General features: G+C 42.0%; 28 protein-coding genes and 1 tRNA gene. 21 read left to right on the top strand and 8 right to left on the bottom strand.

Features of this window, described 5'->3' with window-relative positions; all coding sequences use genetic code 11:
• Nucleotides 1-12 precede the first annotated feature (12 nt).
• The 3 genes from yjbM to M3234_RS21600 are packed head-to-tail and all read left to right on the top strand — an operon-like array spanning nucleotide 13 to nucleotide 2,401.
• A complete protein-coding gene (gene yjbM / locus M3234_RS21610) occupies nucleotides 13-651 on the top strand; it encodes a GTP diphosphokinase (RefSeq protein WP_066317417.1) in 639 nt (212 codons plus the stop codon).
• 46 nt (nucleotides 652-697) lie between these two features.
• Entirely contained in the window at nucleotides 698-1,492 is a 795-nt protein-coding gene (locus M3234_RS21605; RefSeq protein WP_066317424.1) for an NAD kinase, read from the top strand.
• A 15-nt stretch (nucleotides 1,493-1,507) separates the two neighbouring features.
• The gene (locus M3234_RS21600; RefSeq protein ID WP_262306692.1) at nucleotides 1,508-2,401 is read left to right on the top strand and encodes an RluA family pseudouridine synthase; all 894 of its coding nucleotides are present in this window, start codon (nucleotides 1,508-1,510) and stop codon (nucleotides 2,399-2,401) included.
• Nucleotides 2,402-2,427: 26 nt separating this feature from the next.
• Here the strand turns inward: M3234_RS21600 and prpE are convergent, their stop codons facing one another.
• Nucleotides 2,428-3,168 (bottom strand): bis(5'-nucleosyl)-tetraphosphatase PrpE, encoded by a 741-nt coding sequence (gene prpE, locus M3234_RS21595; protein WP_262306691.1) that lies wholly within the window; start codon nucleotides 3,166-3,168, stop codon nucleotides 2,428-2,430.
• Nucleotides 3,169-3,258: 90 nt separating this feature from the next.
• Between prpE and M3234_RS21590 the strand changes: the two genes are divergently transcribed.
• The 4 genes from M3234_RS21590 to M3234_RS21575 all read left to right on the top strand — a co-directional run bounded on the left by M3234_RS21590 (nucleotide 3,259) and on the right by M3234_RS21575 (nucleotide 7,844).
• Entirely contained in the window at nucleotides 3,259-5,130 is a 1,872-nt protein-coding gene (locus tag M3234_RS21590; RefSeq protein ID WP_262306690.1) for a monovalent cation:proton antiporter family protein, read from the top strand.
• Nucleotides 5,131-5,219: 89 nt separating this feature from the next.
• The gene (gene fabI / locus M3234_RS21585) at nucleotides 5,220-5,990 is read left to right on the top strand and encodes an enoyl-ACP reductase FabI (protein WP_262306689.1); all 771 of its coding nucleotides are present in this window, start codon (nucleotides 5,220-5,222) and stop codon (nucleotides 5,988-5,990) included.
• Between the two features lie 317 nt (nucleotides 5,991-6,307).
• Entirely contained in the window at nucleotides 6,308-7,060 is a 753-nt protein-coding gene (locus M3234_RS21580; protein ID WP_262306688.1) for a transposase, read from the top strand.
• A 334-nt stretch (nucleotides 7,061-7,394) separates the two neighbouring features.
• Entirely contained in the window at nucleotides 7,395-7,844 is a 450-nt protein-coding gene (locus M3234_RS21575) for a spore coat CotO family protein (RefSeq protein WP_262306687.1), read from the top strand.
• A 38-nt stretch (nucleotides 7,845-7,882) separates the two neighbouring features.
• On the opposite strand, the gene M3234_RS21570 is transcribed toward M3234_RS21575, so the two are convergent.
• Nucleotides 7,883-8,389 carry a CotY/CotZ family spore coat protein gene (locus M3234_RS21570; RefSeq protein WP_262306686.1) on the bottom strand — a complete coding sequence of 169 codons (507 nt, stop codon included), beginning with the start codon at nucleotides 8,387-8,389 and terminating at the stop codon, nucleotides 7,883-7,885.
• A 147-nt stretch (nucleotides 8,390-8,536) separates the two neighbouring features.
• Here M3234_RS21570 and M3234_RS21565 point away from each other — a divergent pair, with 147 nt between their 5' ends.
• The 7 genes from M3234_RS21565 (at nucleotide 8,537) to spoVIF (ending at nucleotide 12,145) form a co-directional block, all read left to right on the top strand.
• Nucleotides 8,537-8,893, top strand: coding sequence for a DUF1360 domain-containing protein (locus tag M3234_RS21565; RefSeq protein ID WP_262306685.1), 357 nt, complete (start codon nucleotides 8,537-8,539; stop codon nucleotides 8,891-8,893).
• Between the two features lie 299 nt (nucleotides 8,894-9,192).
• The gene (locus M3234_RS21560) at nucleotides 9,193-9,660 is read left to right on the top strand and encodes a sporulation protein (protein ID WP_262306684.1); all 468 of its coding nucleotides are present in this window, start codon (nucleotides 9,193-9,195) and stop codon (nucleotides 9,658-9,660) included.
• Between the two features lie 15 nt (nucleotides 9,661-9,675).
• Nucleotides 9,676-10,152, top strand: a complete 477-nt coding sequence (spoVAC, locus tag M3234_RS21555; RefSeq protein WP_262306683.1) for a stage V sporulation protein AC — start codon at nucleotides 9,676-9,678, stop codon at nucleotides 10,150-10,152.
• A complete protein-coding gene (spoVAD, locus tag M3234_RS21550) occupies nucleotides 10,153-11,169 on the top strand; it encodes a stage V sporulation protein AD (protein ID WP_262306682.1) in 1,017 nt (338 codons plus the stop codon).
• Nucleotides 11,170-11,186: 17 nt separating this feature from the next.
• Nucleotides 11,187-11,543, top strand: a complete 357-nt coding sequence (gene spoVAE / locus M3234_RS21545) for a stage V sporulation protein AE (protein WP_262306681.1) — start codon at nucleotides 11,187-11,189, stop codon at nucleotides 11,541-11,543.
• 107 nt (nucleotides 11,544-11,650) lie between these two features.
• Nucleotides 11,651-11,770 carry a YjcZ family sporulation protein gene (locus tag M3234_RS21540; protein ID WP_262306680.1) on the top strand — a complete coding sequence of 40 codons (120 nt, stop codon included), beginning with the start codon at nucleotides 11,651-11,653 and terminating at the stop codon, nucleotides 11,768-11,770.
• A gap of 120 nt (nucleotides 11,771-11,890) precedes the next feature.
• A complete protein-coding gene (gene spoVIF / locus M3234_RS21535; protein ID WP_262306731.1) occupies nucleotides 11,891-12,145 on the top strand; it encodes a sporulation-specific transcription regulator SpoVIF in 255 nt (84 codons plus the stop codon).
• An 18-nt stretch (nucleotides 12,146-12,163) separates the two neighbouring features.
• Here the strand turns inward: spoVIF and M3234_RS21530 are convergent, their stop codons facing one another.
• The 5 genes from M3234_RS21530 to M3234_RS21510 form a co-directional block, all read right to left on the bottom strand.
• Nucleotides 12,164-14,179: an ATP-dependent helicase gene (locus M3234_RS21530; RefSeq protein ID WP_262306679.1), complete on the bottom strand. Its 2,016-nt coding sequence runs from the start codon at nucleotides 14,177-14,179 to the stop codon at nucleotides 12,164-12,166.
• Between the two features lie 119 nt (nucleotides 14,180-14,298).
• Nucleotides 14,299-14,721 (bottom strand): GNAT family N-acetyltransferase, encoded by a 423-nt coding sequence (locus M3234_RS21525; protein ID WP_262306678.1) that lies wholly within the window; start codon nucleotides 14,719-14,721, stop codon nucleotides 14,299-14,301.
• A gap of 5 nt (nucleotides 14,722-14,726) precedes the next feature.
• A complete protein-coding gene (locus tag M3234_RS21520; protein ID WP_262306677.1) occupies nucleotides 14,727-15,239 on the bottom strand; it encodes a YjcG family protein in 513 nt (170 codons plus the stop codon).
• Between the two features lie 133 nt (nucleotides 15,240-15,372).
• A complete protein-coding gene (locus M3234_RS21515; protein ID WP_262306676.1) occupies nucleotides 15,373-16,095 on the bottom strand; it encodes an alpha/beta hydrolase in 723 nt (240 codons plus the stop codon).
• Between the two features lie 104 nt (nucleotides 16,096-16,199).
• Entirely contained in the window at nucleotides 16,200-16,424 is a 225-nt protein-coding gene (locus M3234_RS21510) for a hypothetical protein (RefSeq protein WP_262306675.1), read from the bottom strand.
• A gap of 162 nt (nucleotides 16,425-16,586) precedes the next feature.
• On the opposite strand from M3234_RS21510, the gene M3234_RS21505 reads away from it, so the two are divergent.
• The 5 genes from M3234_RS21505 to M3234_RS21485 all read left to right on the top strand — a co-directional run bounded on the left by M3234_RS21505 (nucleotide 16,587) and on the right by M3234_RS21485 (nucleotide 20,033).
• Nucleotides 16,587-16,659: transfer RNA gene (locus M3234_RS21505), tRNA-Val, on the top strand.
• Between the two features lie 301 nt (nucleotides 16,660-16,960).
• Complete coding sequence (locus M3234_RS21500; protein WP_262306730.1) at nucleotides 16,961-17,218, top strand: (2Fe-2S)-binding protein; 258 nt, start codon at nucleotides 16,961-16,963, stop codon at nucleotides 17,216-17,218.
• Between the two features lie 7 nt (nucleotides 17,219-17,225).
• Entirely contained in the window at nucleotides 17,226-17,621 is a 396-nt protein-coding gene (locus M3234_RS21495) for a (2Fe-2S)-binding protein (protein ID WP_262306674.1), read from the top strand.
• Between the two features lie 5 nt (nucleotides 17,622-17,626).
• Nucleotides 17,627-18,838, top strand: coding sequence for an NAD(P)/FAD-dependent oxidoreductase (locus tag M3234_RS21490; protein ID WP_262306673.1), 1,212 nt, complete (start codon nucleotides 17,627-17,629; stop codon nucleotides 18,836-18,838).
• A 16-nt stretch (nucleotides 18,839-18,854) separates the two neighbouring features.
• On the top strand, nucleotides 18,855-20,033 hold the full coding sequence (locus tag M3234_RS21485; RefSeq protein WP_262306672.1) for an NAD(P)/FAD-dependent oxidoreductase: 1,179 nt from the start codon (nucleotides 18,855-18,857) through the stop codon (nucleotides 20,031-20,033).
• Between the two features lie 547 nt (nucleotides 20,034-20,580).
• Here M3234_RS21485 and M3234_RS21480 read toward each other — a convergent pair.
• A complete protein-coding gene (locus tag M3234_RS21480; protein ID WP_262306671.1) occupies nucleotides 20,581-21,045 on the bottom strand; it encodes a hypothetical protein in 465 nt (154 codons plus the stop codon).
• 226 nt (nucleotides 21,046-21,271) lie between these two features.
• Here M3234_RS21480 and M3234_RS21475 point away from each other — a divergent pair, with 226 nt between their 5' ends.
• On the top strand, nucleotides 21,272-22,474 hold the full coding sequence (locus tag M3234_RS21475) for an iron-containing alcohol dehydrogenase (protein ID WP_262306670.1): 1,203 nt from the start codon (nucleotides 21,272-21,274) through the stop codon (nucleotides 22,472-22,474).
• A gap of 119 nt (nucleotides 22,475-22,593) precedes the next feature.
• On the top strand, nucleotides 22,594-23,520 hold the full coding sequence (locus M3234_RS21470) for an aldo/keto reductase (protein ID WP_262306669.1): 927 nt from the start codon (nucleotides 22,594-22,596) through the stop codon (nucleotides 23,518-23,520).
• Nucleotides 23,521-23,538 lie beyond the last annotated feature (18 nt).

Below are 23,538 nucleotides of genomic sequence, written 5' to 3'. Positions count from 1 at the left end.
CGAGGTGTAGTCATGAAGCATTGGGATCAATTTTTAGCACCCTATAAGCAGGCCATTAATGAGTTGAAAGTCAAATTAAAGGGAATGAGAGGCCAATTTGAACTGGACTCTTCCCATTCTCCAATTGAATTTGTCACAGGCAGGGTAAAACCAATTGCCAGCATCCTTGATAAGGCCAATCAAAAAGGAATCCCGCTTGATAAATTGGAGGAAGAAATGCAGGATATCGCAGGAATGCGGATTATGTGCCAATTTGTGGAGGATATCCATCGGGTTGTGGAATTGTTAAGAAATCGTAATGATTTTGAAATTGTTGAGGAAAGAGATTATATTTCCCACGAAAAGACAAGCGGATATCGCTCTTATCATGTCGTCATCCGTTATCCCGTTCAAACCATACATGGGGAAAAGAAAATCCTAGCAGAAATTCAAATCAGAACGTTAGCGATGAACTTTTGGGCAACCATTGAGCATTCCCTTAACTATAAATATAAAGGCGCGTTTCCTGCCGATATTAGAATGCGGCTACAGCGGGCTGCCGAAGCAGCATTTCGGCTGGATAAGGAAATGTCGTTAATCCGCGGCGAGATTAAAGAGGCTCAAGCTTTTTTCTCAAGAAAGAAAGAATTGACCCAGGAAGAAAATAATTAGATCAGCTTAAAGCAGTTGCAAGCATTTCAAAAGAGGAGTTATCGTGATGAAATTTGCAATTACGTCAAAAGGAGATCAAAAATCCAATATTTTAATGCATAAAATGAGGACGTACCTACTCGATTTTGATCTAAAATACGATGAGGACCAGCCGGACATTGTCATATCGATTGGCGGGGACGGAACGCTTCTATATGCTTTTCATCGCTACAGCAGTCGACTAAGTAAAACGGCCTTTGTCGGAATACATACAGGCCATTTAGGATTCTATGCAGATTGGACTCCCGATGAAATTGAAAAGTTGGTGATTGCGATCGCGAAAACCCCATACCAAGTAGTGGAATATCCCCTGCTTGAGGTAATTATTCGCTATTCGCACGCGGGAAAAGAGTCCCGATACTTAGCGCTGAACGAATCGACCGTCAAAAGTGTAGAGGGGACGCTCGTAATGGATGTGGAGATTCGCGGTCAGCATTTCGAACGGTTCCGTGGTGACGGACTATGCGTATCTACGCCATCAGGCAGCACCGCCTATAACAAGGCATTGGGAGGAGCGATTATTCACCCGTCGATCTCGGCTATCCAAGTGGCGGAAATGGCATCAATCAATAACCGTGTGTTTCGTACAGTAGGGTCGCCGCTGATTCTTCCTGCACACCATACTTGTATGTTAAAACCGGTTAATCGAACTGATTTCCAAATTACGATTGATCATCTAACATTGCTTCATAAGGATGTGAAATCAATCCAATTCCGGGTTCCGGATGAAAAAATCCGCTTTGCGCGTTTCCGGCCGTTTCCATTTTGGAAGAGAGTCCATGATTCATTTATTTCTGATTAAGTCGAGGAGTTTTTTATGGCGGAGAATTTTCGAATGGACTGGGTAATTGATGACAGCAATTCAGGTATGCTCATCAGGGACTTTTTAACATGTAATGAGATATCCCGTACGGCACTTACGGATATCAAGTTTAAGGGCGGTAGCATCCTAGTTAATGGTGAAGAGGTAAACGTGCGGTATAAACTTTTGCAGGAAGACCAGTTAACTGTTATCTTCCCAACGGAAACCCCTGGCTTTCAAGGCGAGGATATACCATTAACCATCCTGTTTGAAGATGATTTCCTCCTTGTTGTGGTGAAACCACCGGGAATGAATACCATTCCATCACGTGAGCACCCATCCGGCAGCCTGGCAAATGCGCTAATTGGTTATTATGAGAAACAGGGAATATTGGCGACAGCGCACATAGTAACTCGACTGGACCGGGACACATCAGGGATTGTGTTAGTTGCCAAGCATCGGCATGTTCACCATTTGTTCAGTTTAATGCAGCGCAAGGGCCAGGTGAAAAGGATTTATGATGCTTTGGTTAGCGGCATGATTCCCGCCGATTCCGGGACGATCCAGGTCCCAATAGGCAGAAAAGCGGACAGCATCATTGAACGTGAGGTAAGAGAAGACGGCCAATTTGCTTGTACCCATTATCGAGTGTTAAAGAGACACCGTGGATTTTCCCATGTTGAGCTTGAACTTGAGACAGGACGTACCCATCAAATTAGAGTTCATATGTCATATCTGGGACATCCGTTATTGGGGGATGATTTATATGGAGGGGATATATCTGCCCTAAAAAGACAGGCACTGCATTCCAAGTCGATCAAATTGATTCATCCGTTTTCCCGGAAAGAAATGACCTTTAGCTCCCCGCTTCCTGCGGATATGGAGGAAATAATCAAGGCTGCCCAATAATTTTATGGGCAGCCACTTTTAATCTGCTAGTCAAATTGCTTAAATTTTTCCTCGACATATGGCATAGTAGAAGGAACATGGACAAGCTCCAACTCGGGGTATCTTAACGCGGTTAATTTACCACCAAATACGGCACCAGTGTCGATGTTATATGTATTGTTGATGATTCTAGGTTCTTTGACAGGGGTATGGCCGTAAACAATTGTAGCTGCCCCATGATATTTTCTGGCCCAATCTCTCCTGACTGGTGAGCCGTCGGGATGCTTTTCACCTGTAATATCTCCATAAAGTACAAATTCTTTTACTTTTCCATTACTCTTGCCAATTAATTCTTCTTTAATCCCTGCATGGGCGATTACAAGATTTTTATTGTCTAATACTAGATAAAGATCGGTCTTTTCATAGAGCTCGATAAATTTTGTGCGAATGGATTGCCTTTCTTGTTTATATAATGATTCATATTCCGCAACCGTTGTTTCAAGCCCGTGTGTAACCTGGACCTTATTGCCGAGAAAAAACCGATATAACTTATTGCAATGGTTCCCAGGTGTGTAGTAAGCCGATTTCTGTTCAACCACCAGCCTCCATACAATCTCAACAACTTTAAGAGACGCTGGGCCCCTGTCCGTTAAGTCGCCAACGAAGCCAAGGACCCGTTTTTCCGGATGGAGTGGGATTCCGCTCTCCCAGGTATACCCAAGTTTAATGGTTAGTTCCTTTAATTCCTGATAGCAGCCGTGGATATCGCCAATAATATCTATTTTCATCTTTTATGGAGCCCCCTTCCCGATTATTTTTTGTCTGGAGTCATACTTTTATAAAAAATTGCCTTGGAAACCTTTATAAGGAGGTAAAGAATGGAACAGCATGTATCCGTTACTTCATTGCTAATTGTAGTGACAATGGCTTTTTTAACGCCAATTCTTTTACATCGCTTTAAACTGAATGTGATACCCGTTGTGGTGGCTGAAATCATAGTTGGTCTTATTATTGGGAAAAGCGGATTTGATATCGTTCATGAAGATATGTGGCTGGCGACACTGTCCACACTCGGGTTTATCTTCCTCATGTTTTTGAGCGGACTCGAAATTGATTTTACCGTTTTTTCCGGTGGCAATAAACACAAAACTCTGCCTAGTGGGAGGAAAGAGCCAAATTCGTTTGTTGTTTCGACGGTCATTTTTATTGGAGTTTTCATCCTTTCGCTTGGGTTGTCTTATTTATTTGTTCTGGCAGGTTTTATTGATAGTGCGTTTTTGATGACACTGATTATCTCAACCATTTCACTTGGGGTTGTTGTCCCGACGCTTAAAGAAGCACACCTGATGAAAACAGTCATTGGACAAATAATATTGCTTATCGCTGTAATAGCTGACTTAGCTACAATGATTTTGCTTGCATTTTTTGTTTCAATCAATGAATCGGGGGGAAATACCTGGCTGTTATTAATCTTATTTGCAGCGGGAATTCTTCTCTATTTTGTCGGAAGAAGATTCAAAAAGCTCAATTTTTTTGAAGCATTATCAACCGGGACGGTACAAATCGGTACAAGAGCGGTTTTCACCTTAATTATCGTATTGGTAGGATTATCTGAAACGGTTGGCGCTGAAAACATTTTAGGGGCGTTTCTTGCTGGAGTTCTTGTCTCTTTGCTGTCACCCAATCAAGAGCTTGTACATAAGCTTGATTCTTTTGGCTATGGATTTCTAATCCCAATCTTTTTTGTCATGGTTGGGGTCGAACTGGACATTTGGTCATTATTCAGTGAAAAAAGGCTGCTACTATTAATTCCATTGTTGCTATTGGCGCTATTATTATCGAAACTACTGCCAGTCTTCCTATTAAGAAATTGGTTTGATACGAAAACCGTCGTTGCATCTGCATTTCTGCTGACCTCTACCCTCTCACTGGTGATAGCTTCAGCAACAATTGGAGAGCGAATAGGTGTTATAACAGAACAGATGAAAGGAACGCTGATCTTGGTGGCCGTTATCACCTCCATTTTTACGCCAATCGTCTTTAAAAAGCTGTTTCCTAGGGAAGAAACTGCAAATAAGAAGGTGCCGGTCGCATTTCTGGGAGCGAATCAAATTACCCTGCCAGTTTCGCTTGAACTAAAATCCGGACTTTACGATCCTGTTCTTTATCATACAAAAATAGAAAAAGCGGATAAGAGAATTGCAAATAATTCTCTTTTTGAAATTCAGGAAATCGAGGACTTTTCAGTTGAATCGATTTCAAAAACCAATGTGTTTGATTCAGAAATTGTCGTGATCTCCACCGGTCAAGAAGAACTGAATGCAACCCTTGCCAAAGCCGCGAAGGAAAGAGGAGTTCCACGGGTGATCGCCAGAATTGAAAGTCCCAAATTGGAGCAAAATCTAAGGAGGGATAATGTTGAAGTGTTTTCGTCCTTATTGTCAACGAAGGCATTGCTGCGGGCACTTATCGAGTCGCCAAAAGTGATAAATATTTTAACAAACCAGGAAACTGGTCTTTATGAGATTGTTATGAAAAATGAGTTGTTTGACGGCATGTCGTTACGAGAATTTCCGTTTACCGGTGATGTTATTTTTGTCAGGATATTCCGTGGCAAGGATTCTATTGTTCCTCATGGCGACACCGAACTGCAAATGCATGATCGCTTGATTGTGACAGGCACAAAGGAGTATGTCGATCAACTGAAACAAGAGCTGGAATTTCATGAAGCGGGAAAAAGATTTTATTAACCCCGCTTCCCTTTGCATTTTGCCGAATTTAGTGTACAATTAGTACCAAGTGCTAATATCTTGTAATATAGTAGGGGGACTTTATAGAAATGAATCTTTCATTAGCCAATAAAACATTTGTGGTGATGGGTGTTGCCAATAAACGCAGTATTGCATGGGGGATTGCCCGTTCGCTGCATAATGCCGGGGCAAGATTGGTGTTTACGTATGCAGGGGAAAGACTTGAAAGCAGTGTCCGCGAATTGGCGGAATCATTAGAAGCGGAGGGAACATTGGTGCTCCCTTGTGATGTCACCAGTGACGAAGCGATTGCAAAATGCTTTGCTGAAATTAAGGCGGCAGCCGGCACGATTCATGGAGTTGCCCATGCAATAGCTTTCGCCAATAAAGAAGAACTTCAAGGTGAATATCTGAATACGACAAGGGATGGCTTTTTATTAGCCCATAACATCAGTTCATATTCATTAACGGCTGTGGCAAAAGAAGCCCGCGGTTTAATGACTGAAGGGGGCAGCATCGTGACCTTGACCTATCTCGGCGGTGAGCGCGCTATTACAAACTATAATGTCATGGGGGTTGCCAAAGCGTCCCTAGATGCCAGTGTCCGCTATTTGGCTGCTGACCTTGGCAAGGAAAACATTCGGGTTAATTCCATCTCTGCAGGCCCGATCCGCACACTTTCAGCCAAGGGTGTCAGTGATTTCAACTTGATACTAAAAGAAATTGAAGAAAAAGCACCGCTTAGAAGGCCAACCACTCCGGAAGAAGTTGGCGATACTGCTTTATTCTTATTTAGTGATTTATCCCGCGGTATCACGGGTGAAAACATTCACGTCGATTCAGGATATCATATTTTATAATGAAAAGCCCGCTGATAAAGCGGGCTCAGGCTGTCGAGAAACTTTCGACAGCCTTTATTTTATATAACAACTTTAACGATTCACCGCGTTAATTTGTTATAATGATATTAATCAATTCGATATGTCTGTTGATTTGCGCTCCAGGCACTTCGCTTTCCGCGGGCGTGCCTGGGAGCCTCCTCGGCGCAAGCGCCTGCGGGGTCTCCCAATGCCCCGTACTCCCGCAGGAGTCTTCGTGCCTTCCGCGCAAATCAACAGGTGTTATTAATAAGTTAAGAAGTTCAACCAATAATTATTAAAAATAAGTGGTGAATTCAATGTTTAAGCCTAAAGAGTCTAGCCAAAGTGAATTTGAATTTGTGTCTATTGATGAATTAGTTCCAGATGATCACCTTCTTCGTTTAATTGATAAATATGTAGACTTTTCATTTCTTCTTGAAAAAGTACGTCCATTTTATAGTGATGATAACGGCCGTCCATCTGATCCCCTTATACTTTTTAAAATGATGTTCATCGGGTATCTCTTTGGTATTCGTTCCGAAAGGCAATTAGAAAAGGAAATTAAAATGAACATTGCCTATCGATGGTTCTTAGGTTTAAAATTTCAGGATCCGGTTCCCCATCACTCTACGATTAGTTGGAATCGTCAACACCGTTTTAAGGATACTGATATCTTTCAAGATATTTTTGATGAAATCGTTCTTCAGGCAATGAATCACAAAATGGTAGGCGGTCGTGTTTTATTTACTGATTCAACTCATTTAAAGGCAAATGCCAATAAACATAAGTTTACAAAGGAAGAGGTAGAAGTAGAGACTCGCGAATATTTTGAGGAACTTAATAATGCTATAGAAGAGGAAAGGATTAATCATGGAAAAAAGCCGTTAAAGGAAAAAATTGAGCGAAGCTTCGCAGACTCAAAAGAGCTGCATGGGCTTCGCTACTACCGGTTGCGGGGAATAAAAAAAGCAAGTGAGCAAGCGCTTCTAACCGCAGCTTGCCAGAACATGAAAAAGATTGCGACACATTTATTCAGGTTGGAAAAGGTGTGTTGCAATACTTCAGGTTGATTATCTCCTGTTGATTGGAGCGGAAGGTGCGAAGACTCCTGCGGGAGTACGGGACAGGGGAGACCCCGCAGGCGCGGAACGCGCTGAGGAGGCTTCCCGAACCGCCCGCGGAAAGCGAAGCACCTGGAACGGAAATCAACAGGCCCCCTAGCAGGGGCAATTTTAATAAAATCGGCCATTCAATTTCCATTAAAATAAAAAATTGCCGAGAAATACACCCTTTCTCGACAATCTGAGCCCGCTGATAAAGCGGGCTTTTGTTATACCAAAAAGTTGTGAACGGGTATAGGCGTTTCGCATACATATATAGTGTAGGCAAAGGGGAGGTGTGCTTATGTCAAAGAAAAAGGGCAAAGGTCCAACGCTGTTTATTAATCAGTCTTTTTCAGGGACTCCATCCGATACCAATATGCAGGAGATTTTTAAAAGCAGGCTGGAAACGGAGCCAAAAGCGGAGGAAATCGAGTCTCCCGTTAAAGAGATGAGGAAGCCGGTACCTTCCGAATCGGGGGATTCAAATCAAACAGATAGAATGCATTCAGGCTTCAACCGGGTCAAACCGTTTAAAGAAATGAATGTTCAGGAGAGATTAGATTATTTAATAAACTTTCCAAAGGTGCTGCCTCCGGTCCCTTGTGTATTTTACACCGCGGATGAGAAATTTTTGGGAACCCTTAGGGCTGCCGATGATCATCAAATAACGATTGAAACCGCAAATCAGCTTTCAGAGACAATACCGATCAATCAGCTCAAAAATATTGTCATGATCGGAATCAAGCGTTAATAAAAAAGGCCAGCCGATTATCCGACTGGCTCATTTGTTTAATTGCAAATTCCCAAGTTTACGTCTGCAATACATTGAATCGCACAGAAGCAGTTCAAGTCGACGGTCACACAGTCGTTGCTTGCCATGAAGGCTGTAACTTGACAATGTTTTGCCAGGTTAATGCAGCACTTGTCATCGCAATTAACCAAGTTTACCGGAACAAAGTTTGTGCCTTCCCTTTTTCCTGGAACAAGAACACGCAATGTGGCACAACAGTTGTCAAATACATCTTCAACGCGGAAGTAGATGGATACGCATGCATTGTCATCATTGTTAAAAAATGCATGGAATGGAGAACCATCTTTTGTTTTTAAAACGAACACACGAGTGTCAACATTTTCCCTTACCGGCGAAATTAGTGAACCAAGGGGCTCGTTGAAACAACTGGTACAGGATTGGCATTCTTCTTCTTGAGCGGTATCTTGTATATCTTTAATCGCGCGAACTACTTGACATACGCAACTTTCGTTTTCGCGATTGTGACGAGAGTTTCCACAACCCATTTATTTTTCCTCCTTAATCCGTAATATATCTTACAGTACTAACATATTTCACAAAAGCCTTTTGGGTTACGGACAATTGCCTTATTTACTAAAATTAGGCTTTTTCCATGATGCGATATCAGTCCAATAATGAAAGGATCATCGGTTATGAAGATAACTATTTTTACTTTCCTACTTCTGTCTCTTGCAGTTTTTAGGCTAACTAGACTTATCGTCCTTGACAAAATTACTGAGTTTATCAGAAGCCCTTTTTATGATGAAATACAGGAAATGAATGAAAATGGGGAAATGGAAATTTACTATACTCCAAAAAAATCAGGCTGGAGGAAATTTTTTGGTGAGCTATTAAGCTGTTATTGGTGCACGGGGATATGGGCTGCTGCAGGAATTATCGGTTTTTATTATTTTTTTCCAGACATTGCCGGTCCCATTATTCTCATATTGGCTGTTGCTGGAATCGCGTCGATATTGGAAACAATTGTACAATTCTTTTTAGAAAAATAAGGTTTTTTGCCTGAGACAAGACCTGCCTTTTCATCATATTCTAAATAGTATCCAACCATTATAGGAGGGAAAAAGGTGACAAACAATAATAAGGGCAAAGGAACTACCAAGATTGTTAAAGCTTCACAGGCAATAAAAAAAGGCGGCTGCGGCTGCGGAAAGAAATCGAGTAAATAAGCCCCCAAAAAACTGCCGGTATCCACTGGCAGTTTTATTTTTGCAATCCTGCCTGTCATAATTTATCGACATCTCGAAAAAACTATATAGTAGTCAAACTTATTGCAAAGGATATGAAACGTATGCGGAATACCTATCGAGCCATGGCAATCGCAGGCATTTTACTTCTTTCGGGCTGCAATGTGGACCAGCAAGGAAAAGACAGTCAACTGGCACTGGTGAAGACAACAAATCCAAAACCAATAGTGACGGATGGCCAAAGAACTCCAACTTGGGTGGAGGAAATTAAGCGGGAGGTAAGCTCCCTCCCAGAACTATATGATGTAGCGGTTGTAAAAGGGCAAGAGGGGACACTTGTTGTCTACAAAGTAAAACATTTGCACCGATTTAAAATGAAACAGATTGAAAAAGACGTAACCAGTTTTCTTGAAAAAAAACATCCCAAGGAAAAATTTACGGTTTCCAGTGATTACAAGATATTTCTCGAAGCGGTTAGGCTTGATGAAAAAATGAAATCACCGAAATTTCCTAAAAAGAAAGCAGAAAAACGGTTCAAGGAAATTGTCAAAATGACAGAAGATACGAAATAAGAAGGGGGAATCCAGATGGCAAGCAAGCAAAAAAACACAACACCGCAGCAGCAAAGGTACCAGGCGCTGCAGCAGAAGCATGAGAAGAAACGGCCGTTATTAAAGAATTGTATCAGGGCGTTTTTTGTTGGCGGATTGATTTGTACGGTTGGCCAGGCCATCAGTTATTTCTACATCTACTTTTTTGATTTTACCGAACAAAGTGTCGGAAATCCTACCGTGGCAACCATGGTTTTTCTGTCGATGCTGCTTACTGGCTTTGGTATATATGACAGGCTGGGGCAGTTTGCCGGGGCGGGAAGTGCAGTTCCTGTTACCGGATTCGGAAACGCTGTGATTTCAGCCGCTATTGAGCATCGGACGGAAGGTTTTGTTCTCGGTGTAGGCGGGAATATGTTCAAGCTTGCAGGCTCAGTGCTGCTTTTCGGCGTATTCGCTGCTTTTGTGGTGGCACTGATTAGAACGCTGCTATCCATGTGGGGGGTTTTGTAAGTGTTAAAAGGGCATCAATCTTGGGTATTTCAAAACCGGCCAATGATTACGGCTACCGGGGTAACCGGGGGCCCATTCGAGGCGAATGGCAATCTGGCGAAGGACTTTGACCTCCTATTTGAGGACTTATGGATGGGACAGGAATCATATGAAAAAGCGCATCGAATCTTAATGGAGGAAGCAATTAAAATTGCCTTGAACAAGGGAAATCTGGAAAAGGAGCAAATTCAATTTTTATTTGCCGGGGATTTAATCAACCAAATAACACCGACCAGTTTTGCGGCAAGGACCATGCAGATTCCTTATTTCGGTTTGTTTGGGGCCTGTTCCACCTCGATGGAAGGATTGGCGTTAGCGTCATTTGTCATTAATTATCAAGGGGCAAAGAACGTCCTGACCGGCGCATCAAGTCATAATGCCGCAGTTGAGAAGCAATTCCGATATCCGACGGAGTACGGCAGCCAAAAACCTCCGACGGCACAATGGACGGTAACCGGGGCCGGCGTCGCCCTCGTCCAGCCTAACGAACCGGGAGCGAATCATCCCGTAACCACGTCAGCGACAATCGGCAAGGTTATCGATATGGGGTTAAGCGACCCCTTTAACATGGGAGGGGCGATGGCACCAGCGGCGGCAGATACGATTATTGCCCATTTTCGCGATTTACAGCTCGACCCTTCACATTACGACCTGATTGTCACTGGTGATTTGGGAAGAGTAGGTCATGATACAGCGTTTGAACTAATAAATAAAAGCGGGCTAGAACTAAAGCGCAAGCAATTCCAGGATTGCGGAATCCTAATTTATAAGGATGATCAGCCAGTTCAATCCGGGGCGAGCGGTGCAGCCTGTTCCGCCACGGTTCTTTATGGACATTTGCTTAATGAGATGAAAAAGGGCACCTACAAAAGGATTTTGCTGGTTGCCACTGGTGCTTTGCTGTCACCGCTTAGCTTTCAGCAAAAAGAAACGATTCCGTGTATTGCCCATGCGGTTGCGATTGAAATGAATGTTTAAAATAGGAGTGAGTGCTTATGTTGGCCATGTTTTTTTGGGCATTTGTAATTGGCGGATTAATTTGTGTGATTGGGCAGCTTTTGTTTGATGTTGCGAAGCTTACACCAGGACATACTTTAAGCTTGCTGGTTGTAGCAGGAGCGATTTTGGCAGGGTTTGGGTTATATGAGCCGCTTATCAATTTTGCAGGAGCAGGGGCAACGATTCCGATTACCAGCTTTGGTAATTCCCTCGTCCATGGGGCACTTGACGATGCCAAGAACCATGGATTGATCGGCGTTTTGACGGGGATGTTTCAAGTAACAAGCTCCGGAGTTTCGGCAGCCATCATTTTTGGATTTCTAGGTGCGTTAATCTTTAAACCAAAAGGGTAAATGCTCATTTTTTCTTCAAAAGGACGAATAGCTTATTCGTGCCTATACACATTTTTTAGTGATTTCATATGTTATTAGTGAGATTACTAAAGAGAGGTGAAGAGTCTATGTGCTTCGGAGGATTCGGAGGGTACGGCTACGGTGGTGGTTTTGGCTACGGCGGCACATTCGTGTTAATCGTAGTTCTATTCATTCTATTAGTCATTATCGGTGCTAGCTGGTATTAAGCCTTACTGGTAGCGATGGAAGGGGTTGGCCTAATTTCGGCCGATCCTTTCTTTTCTTCTCACCAAATTACGCTTCCTTCATACAATAAAGTAGTTTATGAAGGAGTGTGATTCTTGAACATGGATAATGGTTTTTTTAAAAATATAGAGAAGAAAACGGGCGTAAATATGCAGGATATTTTTGATTTGGCCAATTCCTTGCAGCATGCGAATTTTCAAGATGAAAAAACAGTGCGCGGCGTAATCCGCAAAGTTTCCCAGCTGGCCAATAAGCCGGTAAGCAAGGATTTGGAAGATCAAATTGTTAACACCATTATAAAAGATGGAAAAAGACTCGATTTCAATACTATTTCCAACATGATGAACAAGAAATAATGAAAAAGGCCGTTTTCCTTAGTGGAAATTGGCCTTTTTCGTTTTTAAGAGAGGATCTAAAAATCTCGAGCGATAGGATTTTTTGCCTCGCCTATTTTCCGGAACGGAGATAAATAACTGCTCCTGTGCCCTAGTCATGGCAACATAAAACAGTCTCCGCTCTTCCTCGAGGGTTGAAAAGTCACCACTCCTTGCTGATTCCAGCGCATAGTCATGAGGCAAGCTGCCATCTACAGCTCCTAGCAAATAAACGCATTTATATTCCAGCCCTTTGGAACCGTGAATCGTACTCAAGGTGATGGCCTCACGAAAATGCTTGCTTAGTTTTTTCATTTCTTTGGTCATGGCAGACATATGCTCCGCATGTTGTAGTAGTTCATCAATTGTATTAAAACGTTTTGCGGCAACTTTTAAGTCCTTTAAATCGTCGGAACCTCTGTCCAATTGGTTCGATTCACTGCCCCGTTTTTTGAGGTAATCAAGGAATCCAATGTCTGTCTCAATTGTTTCAATTGCTTTGACAGGGGACAGGCCCTTTAAGCCGCGGATAAGCGGTACTGCCGTTTTAAGTTTTTTTACTTGAAATGAATGGGTGGTTTTTAGCTGGGTTATCGCTTCTAGCAGGCTGCAATCTTGCAGAATGCTGATTGCTTTGAGATCCTTTAAAACGGACTGTTTTAAAAATAGTAAAGGCAGGATGTCCGCAATGCCCTGTGGGTCTTCTTCGTTCATGCTCACTTTTAAAAACGCAAGGGTACTCTTGACAATGTAACGGTCATAAAAGGATTCGGTTGCCATATCGATTTTAAACGGGAGATTTGAGGTGGCTAACCGTTCAAACACGGCACGGGAAGCAGCATTGGTTCGATATAGGATTGCGAAATCAGCGGGATTGGCCCCAGCGGCAATTTGTTCCGCTATATCGGTGACAATGATTGTCGCTTCTTCCTCTTCATCATAAGGGAAAAATAAATAAGGCGGTTGGCCTGTGGAATACTGCGCCACCATCTTCTTAGGTTTACGAACTTTATTTGCAGCTATCATTTGATTGGCTACGGTTACGATTTCGTGGGTAGAACGGTAATTCTCTGCCAATGTGACATGCTTGGAGTTTGGAAAGTCCGTTTCAAATTCAAGCAAAAAGGTTGGGTCACTGCCCCGGAAGGAATAGATAGCCTGATCGTCATCACCTACAGCACAGACATTTTTGTTTTTTGCCGACAGCAGTTTAATGAGTTCGTATTGTACCTTATTAATATCCTGGTATTCATCGATTAAAAAGTAGTGAAAGCGATCCTGGTAAAAGCTGAGAACTTCCGGACACGATTTAAATAGCCGATAGCAGCCAATCAGCATATCGTCAAAATCAAACAGCGCCACTTTTGTTTTATATTCTTCATATATTTTATATAAATTCGCTGTAGTCTCTTCCCATGGTGATACTGGCTTTACTTCATCCGGCATGATTAAATTGTTTTTCCAAAATCCGATTTGCTGCAACGCCAAATCAAAGGCAAATTCTTTCTCTGGCAAATCTAGCTCTTTACCGGCATCCTTAAGGATTTTATCGCGCTGCCAATCCTTTTTTATCAATTTATCTGCTGACCATTTTGTTGATTCGTGAAATAGTAAAATGCGATAAAAAATGCTGTGAAATGTGCCGGTTACGAGTTGATTGATTTGATCCCGCCTGATTTTTGGGTAGGATAGCAGCCGGCTTTTCATTTCAGCCGCCGCCTTTGTCGTAAAAGTGACGAGCAAAATGGAACGCGGATCAATCTGTTTGACCTCAAGCATATAGGCCGTTCTGGCAGTCAGTACCCGAGTTTTTCCGCTTCCTGCCCCGGCCAATACCAATAATGCGCCGTCGGTTTCTACTACTGCTGCGGCTTGATTTTTGTCCAAAATGATTCCCTGGTTGGCAAGTTCTTGTAAATATGGCGGCAATTCAGTTGTTACTAAATTTTTGCTTGATGCGAATGGAACAGTGGTCCTAATCGTCTTTACCTGTTTATTCTGAAAAGCAGTTCTCATGATTAATTTAAACCCCTATTAAAAAAATCCAACATGTTCTATCATAACAAAACGATTCAAAAGGGGAAAGAGGCAATAAAAAACACTTGCCGGTTATAATCAGCAAGTGCTAACTATGGTTAAAGTGTCTTCATCATCGTTTTATGAGGGATTCCGGCATCCATGAATTCCTCCGAAACAACTTCATAGCCGAGGCCGGCATAGAATGGGATTGCATGGGTTTGGGCGTTGAGTTTGAGCCTTTGAAACCCTTCAATTCGGGCAAAAGACTCGATTTCCTCCATAATCGCTTTTCCAGCCCCAAGTTTTCTCGCTTCCTTAAGGACACAAATCCGTTCAACCTTTCCGTAGCCATCTGTTTCACGAAAGCGGCCGGCGCCAATTGCCGTTCCATCGTGATACAGGACAAAATGGGTTGATTCATCCTCAAATTGATCAATTTCGTCCTCAATCGGGACGTTTTGCTCCTCGACAAAAACAATTTTTCTAACTGAAAAAGCATCTTCAAGTTCTATCGGGTTTTCCACAATTTTAACATTCACAAGAATTATTCCTTTCCAAGACGAAATGTTTCGTAAACAGTCCAAGATCCATTCTCCAATTGATAGAGAAGGTGAAATCGATCAACCACTTCTTCAAAATCAATTTTTGTCATTCGCAGTGACCCGAATACATCGGAGTGCTCATCATTGGATAGATTTTGACCAATTGTGATATGCGGAACAAACGCATATTCCTGATTTTGTTCACTGTATTCTTTATTAATTTCAGCATGAAGGGCAGTTAGCGCTTTAGAAGGCTCCACTTTAAAATAGATAACATTGTTAACAGGGTAAAAGGAACTGATTTTTGAAGTTTTCAATGTGAATGGTTTTGATTTGCCAGCAATCTGCCGTATTTTATCGGCAAATTGCTTTGCATCCTCCTCAGTCGCTTCGAAAGCATTTTTCAAAGTGAGATGCGGAGTGATTAAAGCATAATGCGGGTCATAGCGTTTCCGGTAGGAATTTGCAGCATCTTGCAGATTTTTGGATGGAAAAATAACGACACCAAATTTCATAGATTAACCTCCAGTAAAGATATTTTTTCTATCAAATGTCAGGAGCACCGACAAGGGGAAATAGAGCTGATAAAAGCTTTCTAAATATTATAGCAAAATTTTGAAATATAAGAAATAATATTCAAGGATTCAGTTAAAACATCATACGAATGGCCCGTCTTAGATCAGGCTGCCAGTATGTCCAGGTATGGCCGCCGACGAATTCTTCATAAAAATAGGTGAAAGGCTTTTCAGTCAGCAATTTCGAGAGCGAACGATTTGGCGAGAGGAAATCACTTAATTTCCCATCTGTTGTCTTTACCTCGGTTTCCTGTTGGCCAATTACGTGATAAACTTCCAGCGGCAGGGGTTCGGTAAAATCGCTGACTTTTTGCAAAACTTGATGATCCACATACGGAGATTGCAGAAGTACTTTACCGAAAGTGTGCGGGTATTCCAGTGCCGCCATTAACGAAACAGTGCCACCAAGCGAACCGCCAATCAATGCTCTTGTTGCCCCCATATGGTAGGTAGGAAACTCCAGGTCTAAAAACGGAACCAGTTCATGTGCAAGAAAACGTATGTATTGCTTGTTTTGTTCACCGCCAGGATGGTATTTCCTGCAGCGGTCCTTAATATTCTTATAGGGTACCCCAATGATGATTAAATTTTCGATTTCCCTGTTATAAAGATACTCGTCTGCCAGCCGCCCGATTCTGCCCAGTTGAAAATAGTCCCGGCCATCTTGGGCGATCAGCAGGGAGTATTTATAAAGGTGGGAGAAATTCGCAGGCAGGTAGACGAGTAACTCGATATCTTCGTCAAGTTCGTTGCTGTGAATGGATAATTCTTTTATCGTGCCCCTTGGATAGTCCATGTTGAATAGATTCCCCCCGTGTTCTGGTTTTTTAACTGAATTTTACCATATTTAGTATGGAATTGCCTGCTGGGAATGGTGTGGGGAGTAGTGGGGGGAGCAGATTAGTGAAGGTAGTGTTGTTTGGTACGGGTTTCAGGCATGATGGAGAGTATATTTTCCCGTTTAAAGGTGCGGATTTGATTCCGCAGCAGGCAGTAGGCCGTAATATACTCTTCAGTCACTTCTTTAATGATCAGGGTCCGCTGTGTTATTTCTTGATTTTCAGCGAGATAAATCATCTCTAAAGGGATATGCTGTTCAATTGATCGGATAAATAAGCCTTCCATAATGAAGCCCTCCTTTCTAATCATATTATAACCGAACGTTAGTTCTTTATTCAATGTTTTTCGGGAACGTACGTTTGTTTTTTTATTAATATGAGTTTTTTTGAAAAAACTATTGACTATTTTAGCTTTTTCACTATAATTATATTTGTAGCTTAAATAAACGATCTGTTAGCTCAGCTGGGAGAGCATCACCTTGACAGGGTGGGGGTCGGGGGTTCAAGTCCCTCACAGGTCATTATTTGAACAGGCTCAAATCCTTTTTTATTAAGGGTTTGAGCCTGTTTTTGTATCTTATAAGAGTACTCCATTTGTAGTTTTCCACAAATTGCCCTCGTTCGTTTTTATGTTTTGCATAATTACAACAGTGAATATCCAGTCTATAATTTCCTTAAACAATATTACTTCCTAATATCAGAATTATCAGGAAAATAAAGAGTGTGTTTTAGGTCTATCTTTATTTCCAATTATGGAAGAATCATTTTAAACAGTAAAAATTTCTTTAGTTCCAGATAAAGTGAAATGGAGGATAGAAAGTGATGGATAAGGTGATCATTTGTAGATGTGAAGAAGTAGATTTGGAAGAAATAAAGGAAACGATTAGTAAATATCAATGTTCAGCGCGGGAAATTAAATTACGCACAAGAGCGGGGATGGGATATTGCGGCGGAAGAACATGCCGGCCTGCATTGAATGCCATTGTGGCAGAAATATCGGGAGAGAAGTTGCGACACGAAATTCCATTGAAAATCCAGCCACCTATAAGGCCGGTATCACTAGGAAAAATAGGGGGATAGTCAAGTAATGAATAAACATCGAATTTTGGAACATCCTGTCCTTGGTAAATTAGCTAATCAGAAAGAAATGACTTTTACGTTTGATGGTAAAAAATATATCGGATACGAAGGAGACACGATTGCATCGGCACTATTGGCTAATGGAATTCGGAAACTTCGTGTTCATGAAGAAACCGGTACACCGCGGGGGATTTATTGCAATATCGGTCATTGCTTTGAATGTCGGGTCACCGTCGACGGCAAACCCGGAGTTCGGGCATGTTTAACAGAAATAAATAGAAATATGGTCATTGAAAGTGGAAAACAACATTCGACCCCGTTTAAACCAACGGATAATGAGGTTGATTTACCTCGGACCTATTCGGAATTTGAAAATATATATAAAGAGGAAAAAGAGGGGTGAGCTGTATGTATGATGTACTGATCATTGGTGCGGGTCCAGCGGGTTTATCTGCTGCAATTGCCTGTCGTGAATGGAATTTGAGTGTTCTTGTTATCGATGAATTTCCCAAGCCGGGAGGGAGATTGCTCGGCCAACTTCATGAAGAACCAGATGGAAAATGGTGGAATGGAATAGAAGAAGCAAAAATTCTTTTAGAAAAGGCAAAGCAACTGAATACAGAAATAAGATGCAGCATTTCTGCTCATCACATTGAAAAAAACGATCATGGTTTTAATGTATATACAAACGAAGGGGTATTTGAAGCTGATAATCTATTAATTGCAACCGGAGCGGCGGAAACACCGGCTCCTTTACCAGGATGGACCCTGCCGGGGGTCATGTCCATCGGTGCTGCACAGGTGATGACGAACGTGCATCGCGTTCGTGTCGGAAATAAGGGCATTGTTGTCGGTGTAAACGTCCTGTCTGTCGCCATTGCACGGGAAATGCAGTTGGCAGGAATTGATCTACAATGCATGGCACTCCCAGCCCTTAATCCAGTAACAGCTGATTATGGAAATCCTGTAAAAGTCATGGAAGGGTTATTACGGATTGCTCATTTAGCACCATCTGCGGCGATCCGTTTTGGCAGCAGCTTTTTAAAAGGGGATGGGGCGAAGGATCTGGCCGTGAAGTTTTTTCCTAAAAGCGGTGTGAAAATGTGGGGCATGCCTATTCACCTTCGTAAAGCTGTTACACGAATAAATGGGAAGAATCAAGTAGAGTCTGTGACTATCTGTGATATTTCGGCAAAGGGTGAGATCATTCCAGGGAGTGAGAAAACAGTCGAGGTTGATTTTGTATGTATAGCCGGGGGGCTTTACCCATTGGCTGAACTTGCGGCTGTTATTGGTTGTCCGTTTCAGTATATTGAGGAACTTGGCGGTCATATTCCGGTCCATAATGAACAGATGGAGACACCAGTGGAGGGACTTTTTGTGGCGGGAAATATTACAGGGATTGAAAGCGGAAAAGTTGCTCGGGCTCAAGGTACATTAGCCGGTCTATCGATAGCAAATAGAGTAATAGGAACAGATGGCCAGCTAGAAAATCAAATTCAACAAGCAAAGATGAATGTTAAAACGATTCGTGAAAATGCAACGATTCAATTTCATCCTGGGATTGAAAAAGGTCGTAATCAAATGGAAGAAACTTTTTATAACATTTTGCACGGATAATGGAGGGGATCAGAATATGACCAACAAAAATCATGCAGAAGTTGCCATTATCGGTGGTGGTATCGTAGGCTGTGCAATTGCATATTATGTTTCAAAAGCTGGTATCGATTGCATGTTAATAGAAAAAGGGGATCTGGCAAGCGGTACCTCTTCACGTTGTGATGGAAACATTTCCATCGTTGATAAAGACCCGGGATTTGATAGTCTGATGTCTTTAGCTAGCCAGGAGCTAACTGCAGAATTGGAGAAAGATTTAAATCTGCCATTTGAGTACCGTAGTCTTGGAAGTATATTGGTCTGCGATAATGATGCCGAAATGGAAGTAGCTAAACAATGGGTGAACATACAGAATCAAGCTGGATTGAAATTCAAGCTGCTTGACAGGACAGATATACGTCAGGAGTCGCCTTATTTTGCTGATGACATCCCAGGCGGCTTAGAATGTGAAACAGATTCACTTATTAATCCTTATTTATTTTGCTATTCTTTGATAGATAAAGCAAAACAATATGGGTTGAAACTGCATACGCGTGCAGAAGTAAAGCTAGTTTCAAAAAAGGGAGATTTCCTCATCGAAACAACTAAGGGTAACTTTACCGCAAAAAAAATCGTGAATGCAGCTGGAGTTTGGTCACCTTTTATCGGTAAAATGCTAGATATCGAGATACCAATAAAGCCAAGAAAAGGCCATATTATGGTCGGGGGAAGACAAAAGCCCATTATCATGAGAAATGTGATGGAATTCGGATATTTGATGAACAAATTTCAACGAGAACGTATTGCGGATTCCAAAACTCTAAAACATGGGGTGGCTTTGGTTCTTGAACCAACAGAAAGTCAAAATTTCTTAATAGGCAGCAGTCGTCAATTTGTGGGCTTTGATGCAAGGATCGACTATGATGTTGTACAAACCATGGCCAGAAGAGCTTTGCGATTCTTTCCGAAACTAGATGATTTCAATATGATCCGGACTTATACTGGTTTTAGACCGTGGACAGAAGATCATTTGCCAATCATTTCAGAGGTCGAAGAAGTACCAGGATTTTATATTGCTGCCGGTCATGAAGGTGATGGTATCAGCTTGGCCACAATTACAGGTAAGTTAATTGAGGAAATGATTACTGAGAAAGAGACAACCATATCAATCGAGCCTTTACGATATGATCGTTTTAACAAAAATGCTGTGACGATGTGAAGAAAATTCAATAATTAATTTAAAAAAGACAATCCCGCAATAAGAGGATTGTCTCTTTTAATGCCAATTAAATTATTTCCAATTGAGTGCATCGGATCCGCCGACGAAAGGCAAGATTACTTTGCTTCGCTCTGGATCAACAGTAATTTTTGTTCCTGCCTTTGGTCTGATTGTATACTCATAGTCACTGGCAATCTTGAACACCAACTATTATTATATTTTAATAGTTTGAAATATTTTGTGAAAAGGTGAAGGGAAAATAAAAATAACTTTATACAAAAACTAACAGGATAATAGTTAAAACGAGGATAAATAACAAGTTAATCATGCTGAGTAATATTTAATATGAAATTATTGATAATATTGTAAAAAAGGAGAAATTCGTGTAAATAGGCGAAGGGGATATATTTCAGCATCAAGTGATAGCTATAAAAAACTCACAAAACGGGGACTAAAAACATTTCCCAGCTTTGTGAGTCACCATTCTCATAAGTTTGATCAGCCGCGTACGGAATGGTACGTTCGTTGGTGTGTGTGAGGTCGGGGATTAAATTTCCCTCCTACTGCCCTTTAACATTATTCCTCGAATGATGAAGCCTACTGCTAACCCAGGAATCATAAATAGCATCGGCAGCCAAACAGGTCCGACCAGTACGCCAAAGATTTTTAAATTAGAGGAATAAATACAGCCCACTGTAACAAAATAAGCGGCAAATACAAATGGAAGGAAGGAATATCTGTCGCTTCCTCCGCCAGCATCCTTAAACGCATCCCACATCGCAAAAAAGTACAAACATGGATAAAACATGAGCCACTGATAATTAGCCCCTGCAATTGCTTTTTCAATCTCGCCGTGAAAACTTAACATGATAATCGAATTAAAATTTGCCTGAGAATTCACAAGAAATTCCAAAAAAATAAACACGAAGCCTTTGAAATATTTTCTATTTAGGAATTGCCCAAATCCAGGAAGGGCAATGCTCCAAAGCAATTTTTCAATTGGGTTAGACACATTTTTTTCCCCTTCCAAGGAGGATGTGGTGCAAAATACCTATATGGAGTGGTCTTTTACGTTAGTACTATTCATTTTGTCCTTATTTCATGGGAATATGAATTCTTAATTTTTTTGAAAATCTACATATTACAGATTCCAACAAAATTTTCTCCAGCCATTAGCTATTATAGGAATTGTCAAATAGTAGAAATTGCTTGTCATATATAGGATGGAGGGGACTTAAATGAATGTAGGGATTTCCAATTTCAGAACACCTCAGAGTATTTTATTCGGCAGGGGAGCATTTGAAAAGATAGGGGAGGAAGCTACATGCAGGGGGAAGAACGCACTGATTGTTTCGGACAAGGTAATGGAGCGGCTTGGGTATGTAAATAAATGTGTGGATAGATTAGCTGTTCACGGTGTTCGTACCAAGGTTTATCTAGGGGTGGACTCTGAACCCACTGATCATCATGTGGCCGAAGCACTAGAACTCATTAAGCAGGAAAAGTGCGACTTACTGATTTCACTTGGGGGCGGCAGCTGTATCGATACAGCTAAAGCGGTTTCGGTATTGGCGGCAAACGGAGGCCGGATAAACGATTATGCCGGAGCATGGGGCAAGTTTGCCATTAAACCTCCAATCCCCCATATTGCCGTTCCTACAACTGCCGGCACGGGTTCGGAAGCAACAGATGTCACTGTCATCACCATTGTGTCGACTGATGTGAAATTAATGGTCAAGCAGCCGGCATTCATGCCAACTGCAGCAATCGTCGACCCGCTGTTAACAATCAGTTCCCCAAAGCATATAACGGCTGCGACAGGCGTAGATGCGCTCAGCCATGCTGTTGAGGCGTACCTGTCAAAAAAGGCCAATCCAATGAGTGATACATTGGCATTATCTGCTATGAAACACATCGCTGCCAACCTGTATCAAGCATACAATGATGGTGAAAACCTCGTGGCGAGGGAAGCGATGTCACTAGGTGCCCTGCAGGCAGGAATGGCGTTTTCCAATGCTTCGGTATGTCTTGTCCATGGGATGTCGCGACCGATTGGCGCGTTATTCCACGTTCCCCATGGATATTCGAATGCCATGCTGTTACCGGCAGTATTGGAATTCAGCAAGAATCATTGTGTTGACCGATTGGCTGACCTGGGTAGATTCTTTGCCCCTGATAAAAGAGAGCTTTCGAATGAAGCACTGGCCTATTTTGCGGTGGAGTCTGTCAAGGGACTTTGCGATGTATTGAACATTCCCAATCTAAAAGGATGGGGGATTGACAGAGGGAAATTTGCAGCCTCAATCAGTAAAATGGCCCAAGACGCCCTCGACAGCGGCAGTCCGGCCAATAATCCGATTGAGCCAACAAAGCACGAAATCGAGGATTTATACCGAATCTGCTATGATTATGACTTCAGTGTCAAAAAGCATGCCTATTAAATGGTTCCCCCAACCCAAGGGACTATTTTCATTCGGTTGGTTTTTTTATTTTTATAATGATTTTAAAAATATGCCAGATTTCGATATAATTAGATAAAAGAAGAAGGAGGCGTTTACATTTGAAATACATACAAATCGCCAATACAGATTTAAAAGTTTCAAATATGATTATGGGAAATATGCGTCTAACTCAGTTGTCGATACCTGAGGCAGAAAAGCTGATTCGTACAGCTCTGGAAGAAGGCATTAATTTTTTTGACCATGCCGATATTTACGGCCGAGGCCAGTGTGAGGAAATCTTTTCAGAAGCCATCCAAATGAATCCCGGGATTCGGGATAACATGATCCTGCAAAGCAAATGCGGGATTCGCGTGCCGGAAGGCTATTTTGATTTTTCAAAGGAGCATATTATCAAATCTGTCGATGGGATATTATCCCGATTAAAAACTGATTTTCTCGATATTTTGCTGCTTCACCGCCCTGACCCGTTAATGGAGCCTGAGGAAGTGGCCGAAGCATTTGAACAGCTGCACACAAGCGGCAAGGTAAAGTATTTTGGGGTATCGAACCATAATCCGGCGCAAATTGAACTGCTGCAGAAATACATTCCGTATAAATTGGTCATCAACCAATTGCAGTTCAGCATTGCCCATACTCCGATGATTGACGCAGGAATTTCGTTAAATATGAAGATTGACCAAGCGATTAACCGCGATAGCAGCATTTTGGAATATTCACGATTGAACGATATGACGATTCAGGCTTGGTCGCCATTTCAGCATGGCTTTTTTGAAGGTGTTTTTCTTGGAGATATGGAGCATTACCCCGAGTTGAATAAAAAAATCGACAGCATTGCCGAAACATACGGTGTAACGAACACTGCCGTTGCCGTCGCCTGGATTACCCGCCATCCGGCCAATATCCAAGTCATCCTAGGTACGACAAATCCGCAGCGAATGAAGGATGCCTGCAGCGGCTCGGAGCTTAAATTAACCAGGGAAGAATGGTATCAAATTTATAAAGCTGCCGGCAATATCGTTCCTTAAACGAAAACAGGGGGGTGA

It is taken from the genome of Neobacillus niacini (assembly GCF_023715785.1).
In the GTDB taxonomy this organism is placed as follows: Bacteria; Bacillota; Bacilli; order Bacillales; family Cytobacillaceae; genus Neobacillus; species Neobacillus niacini_E.
Note: the sequence above shows the minus strand (reverse complement) of the source record. Positions and strands in the feature narration are given on the sequence as shown.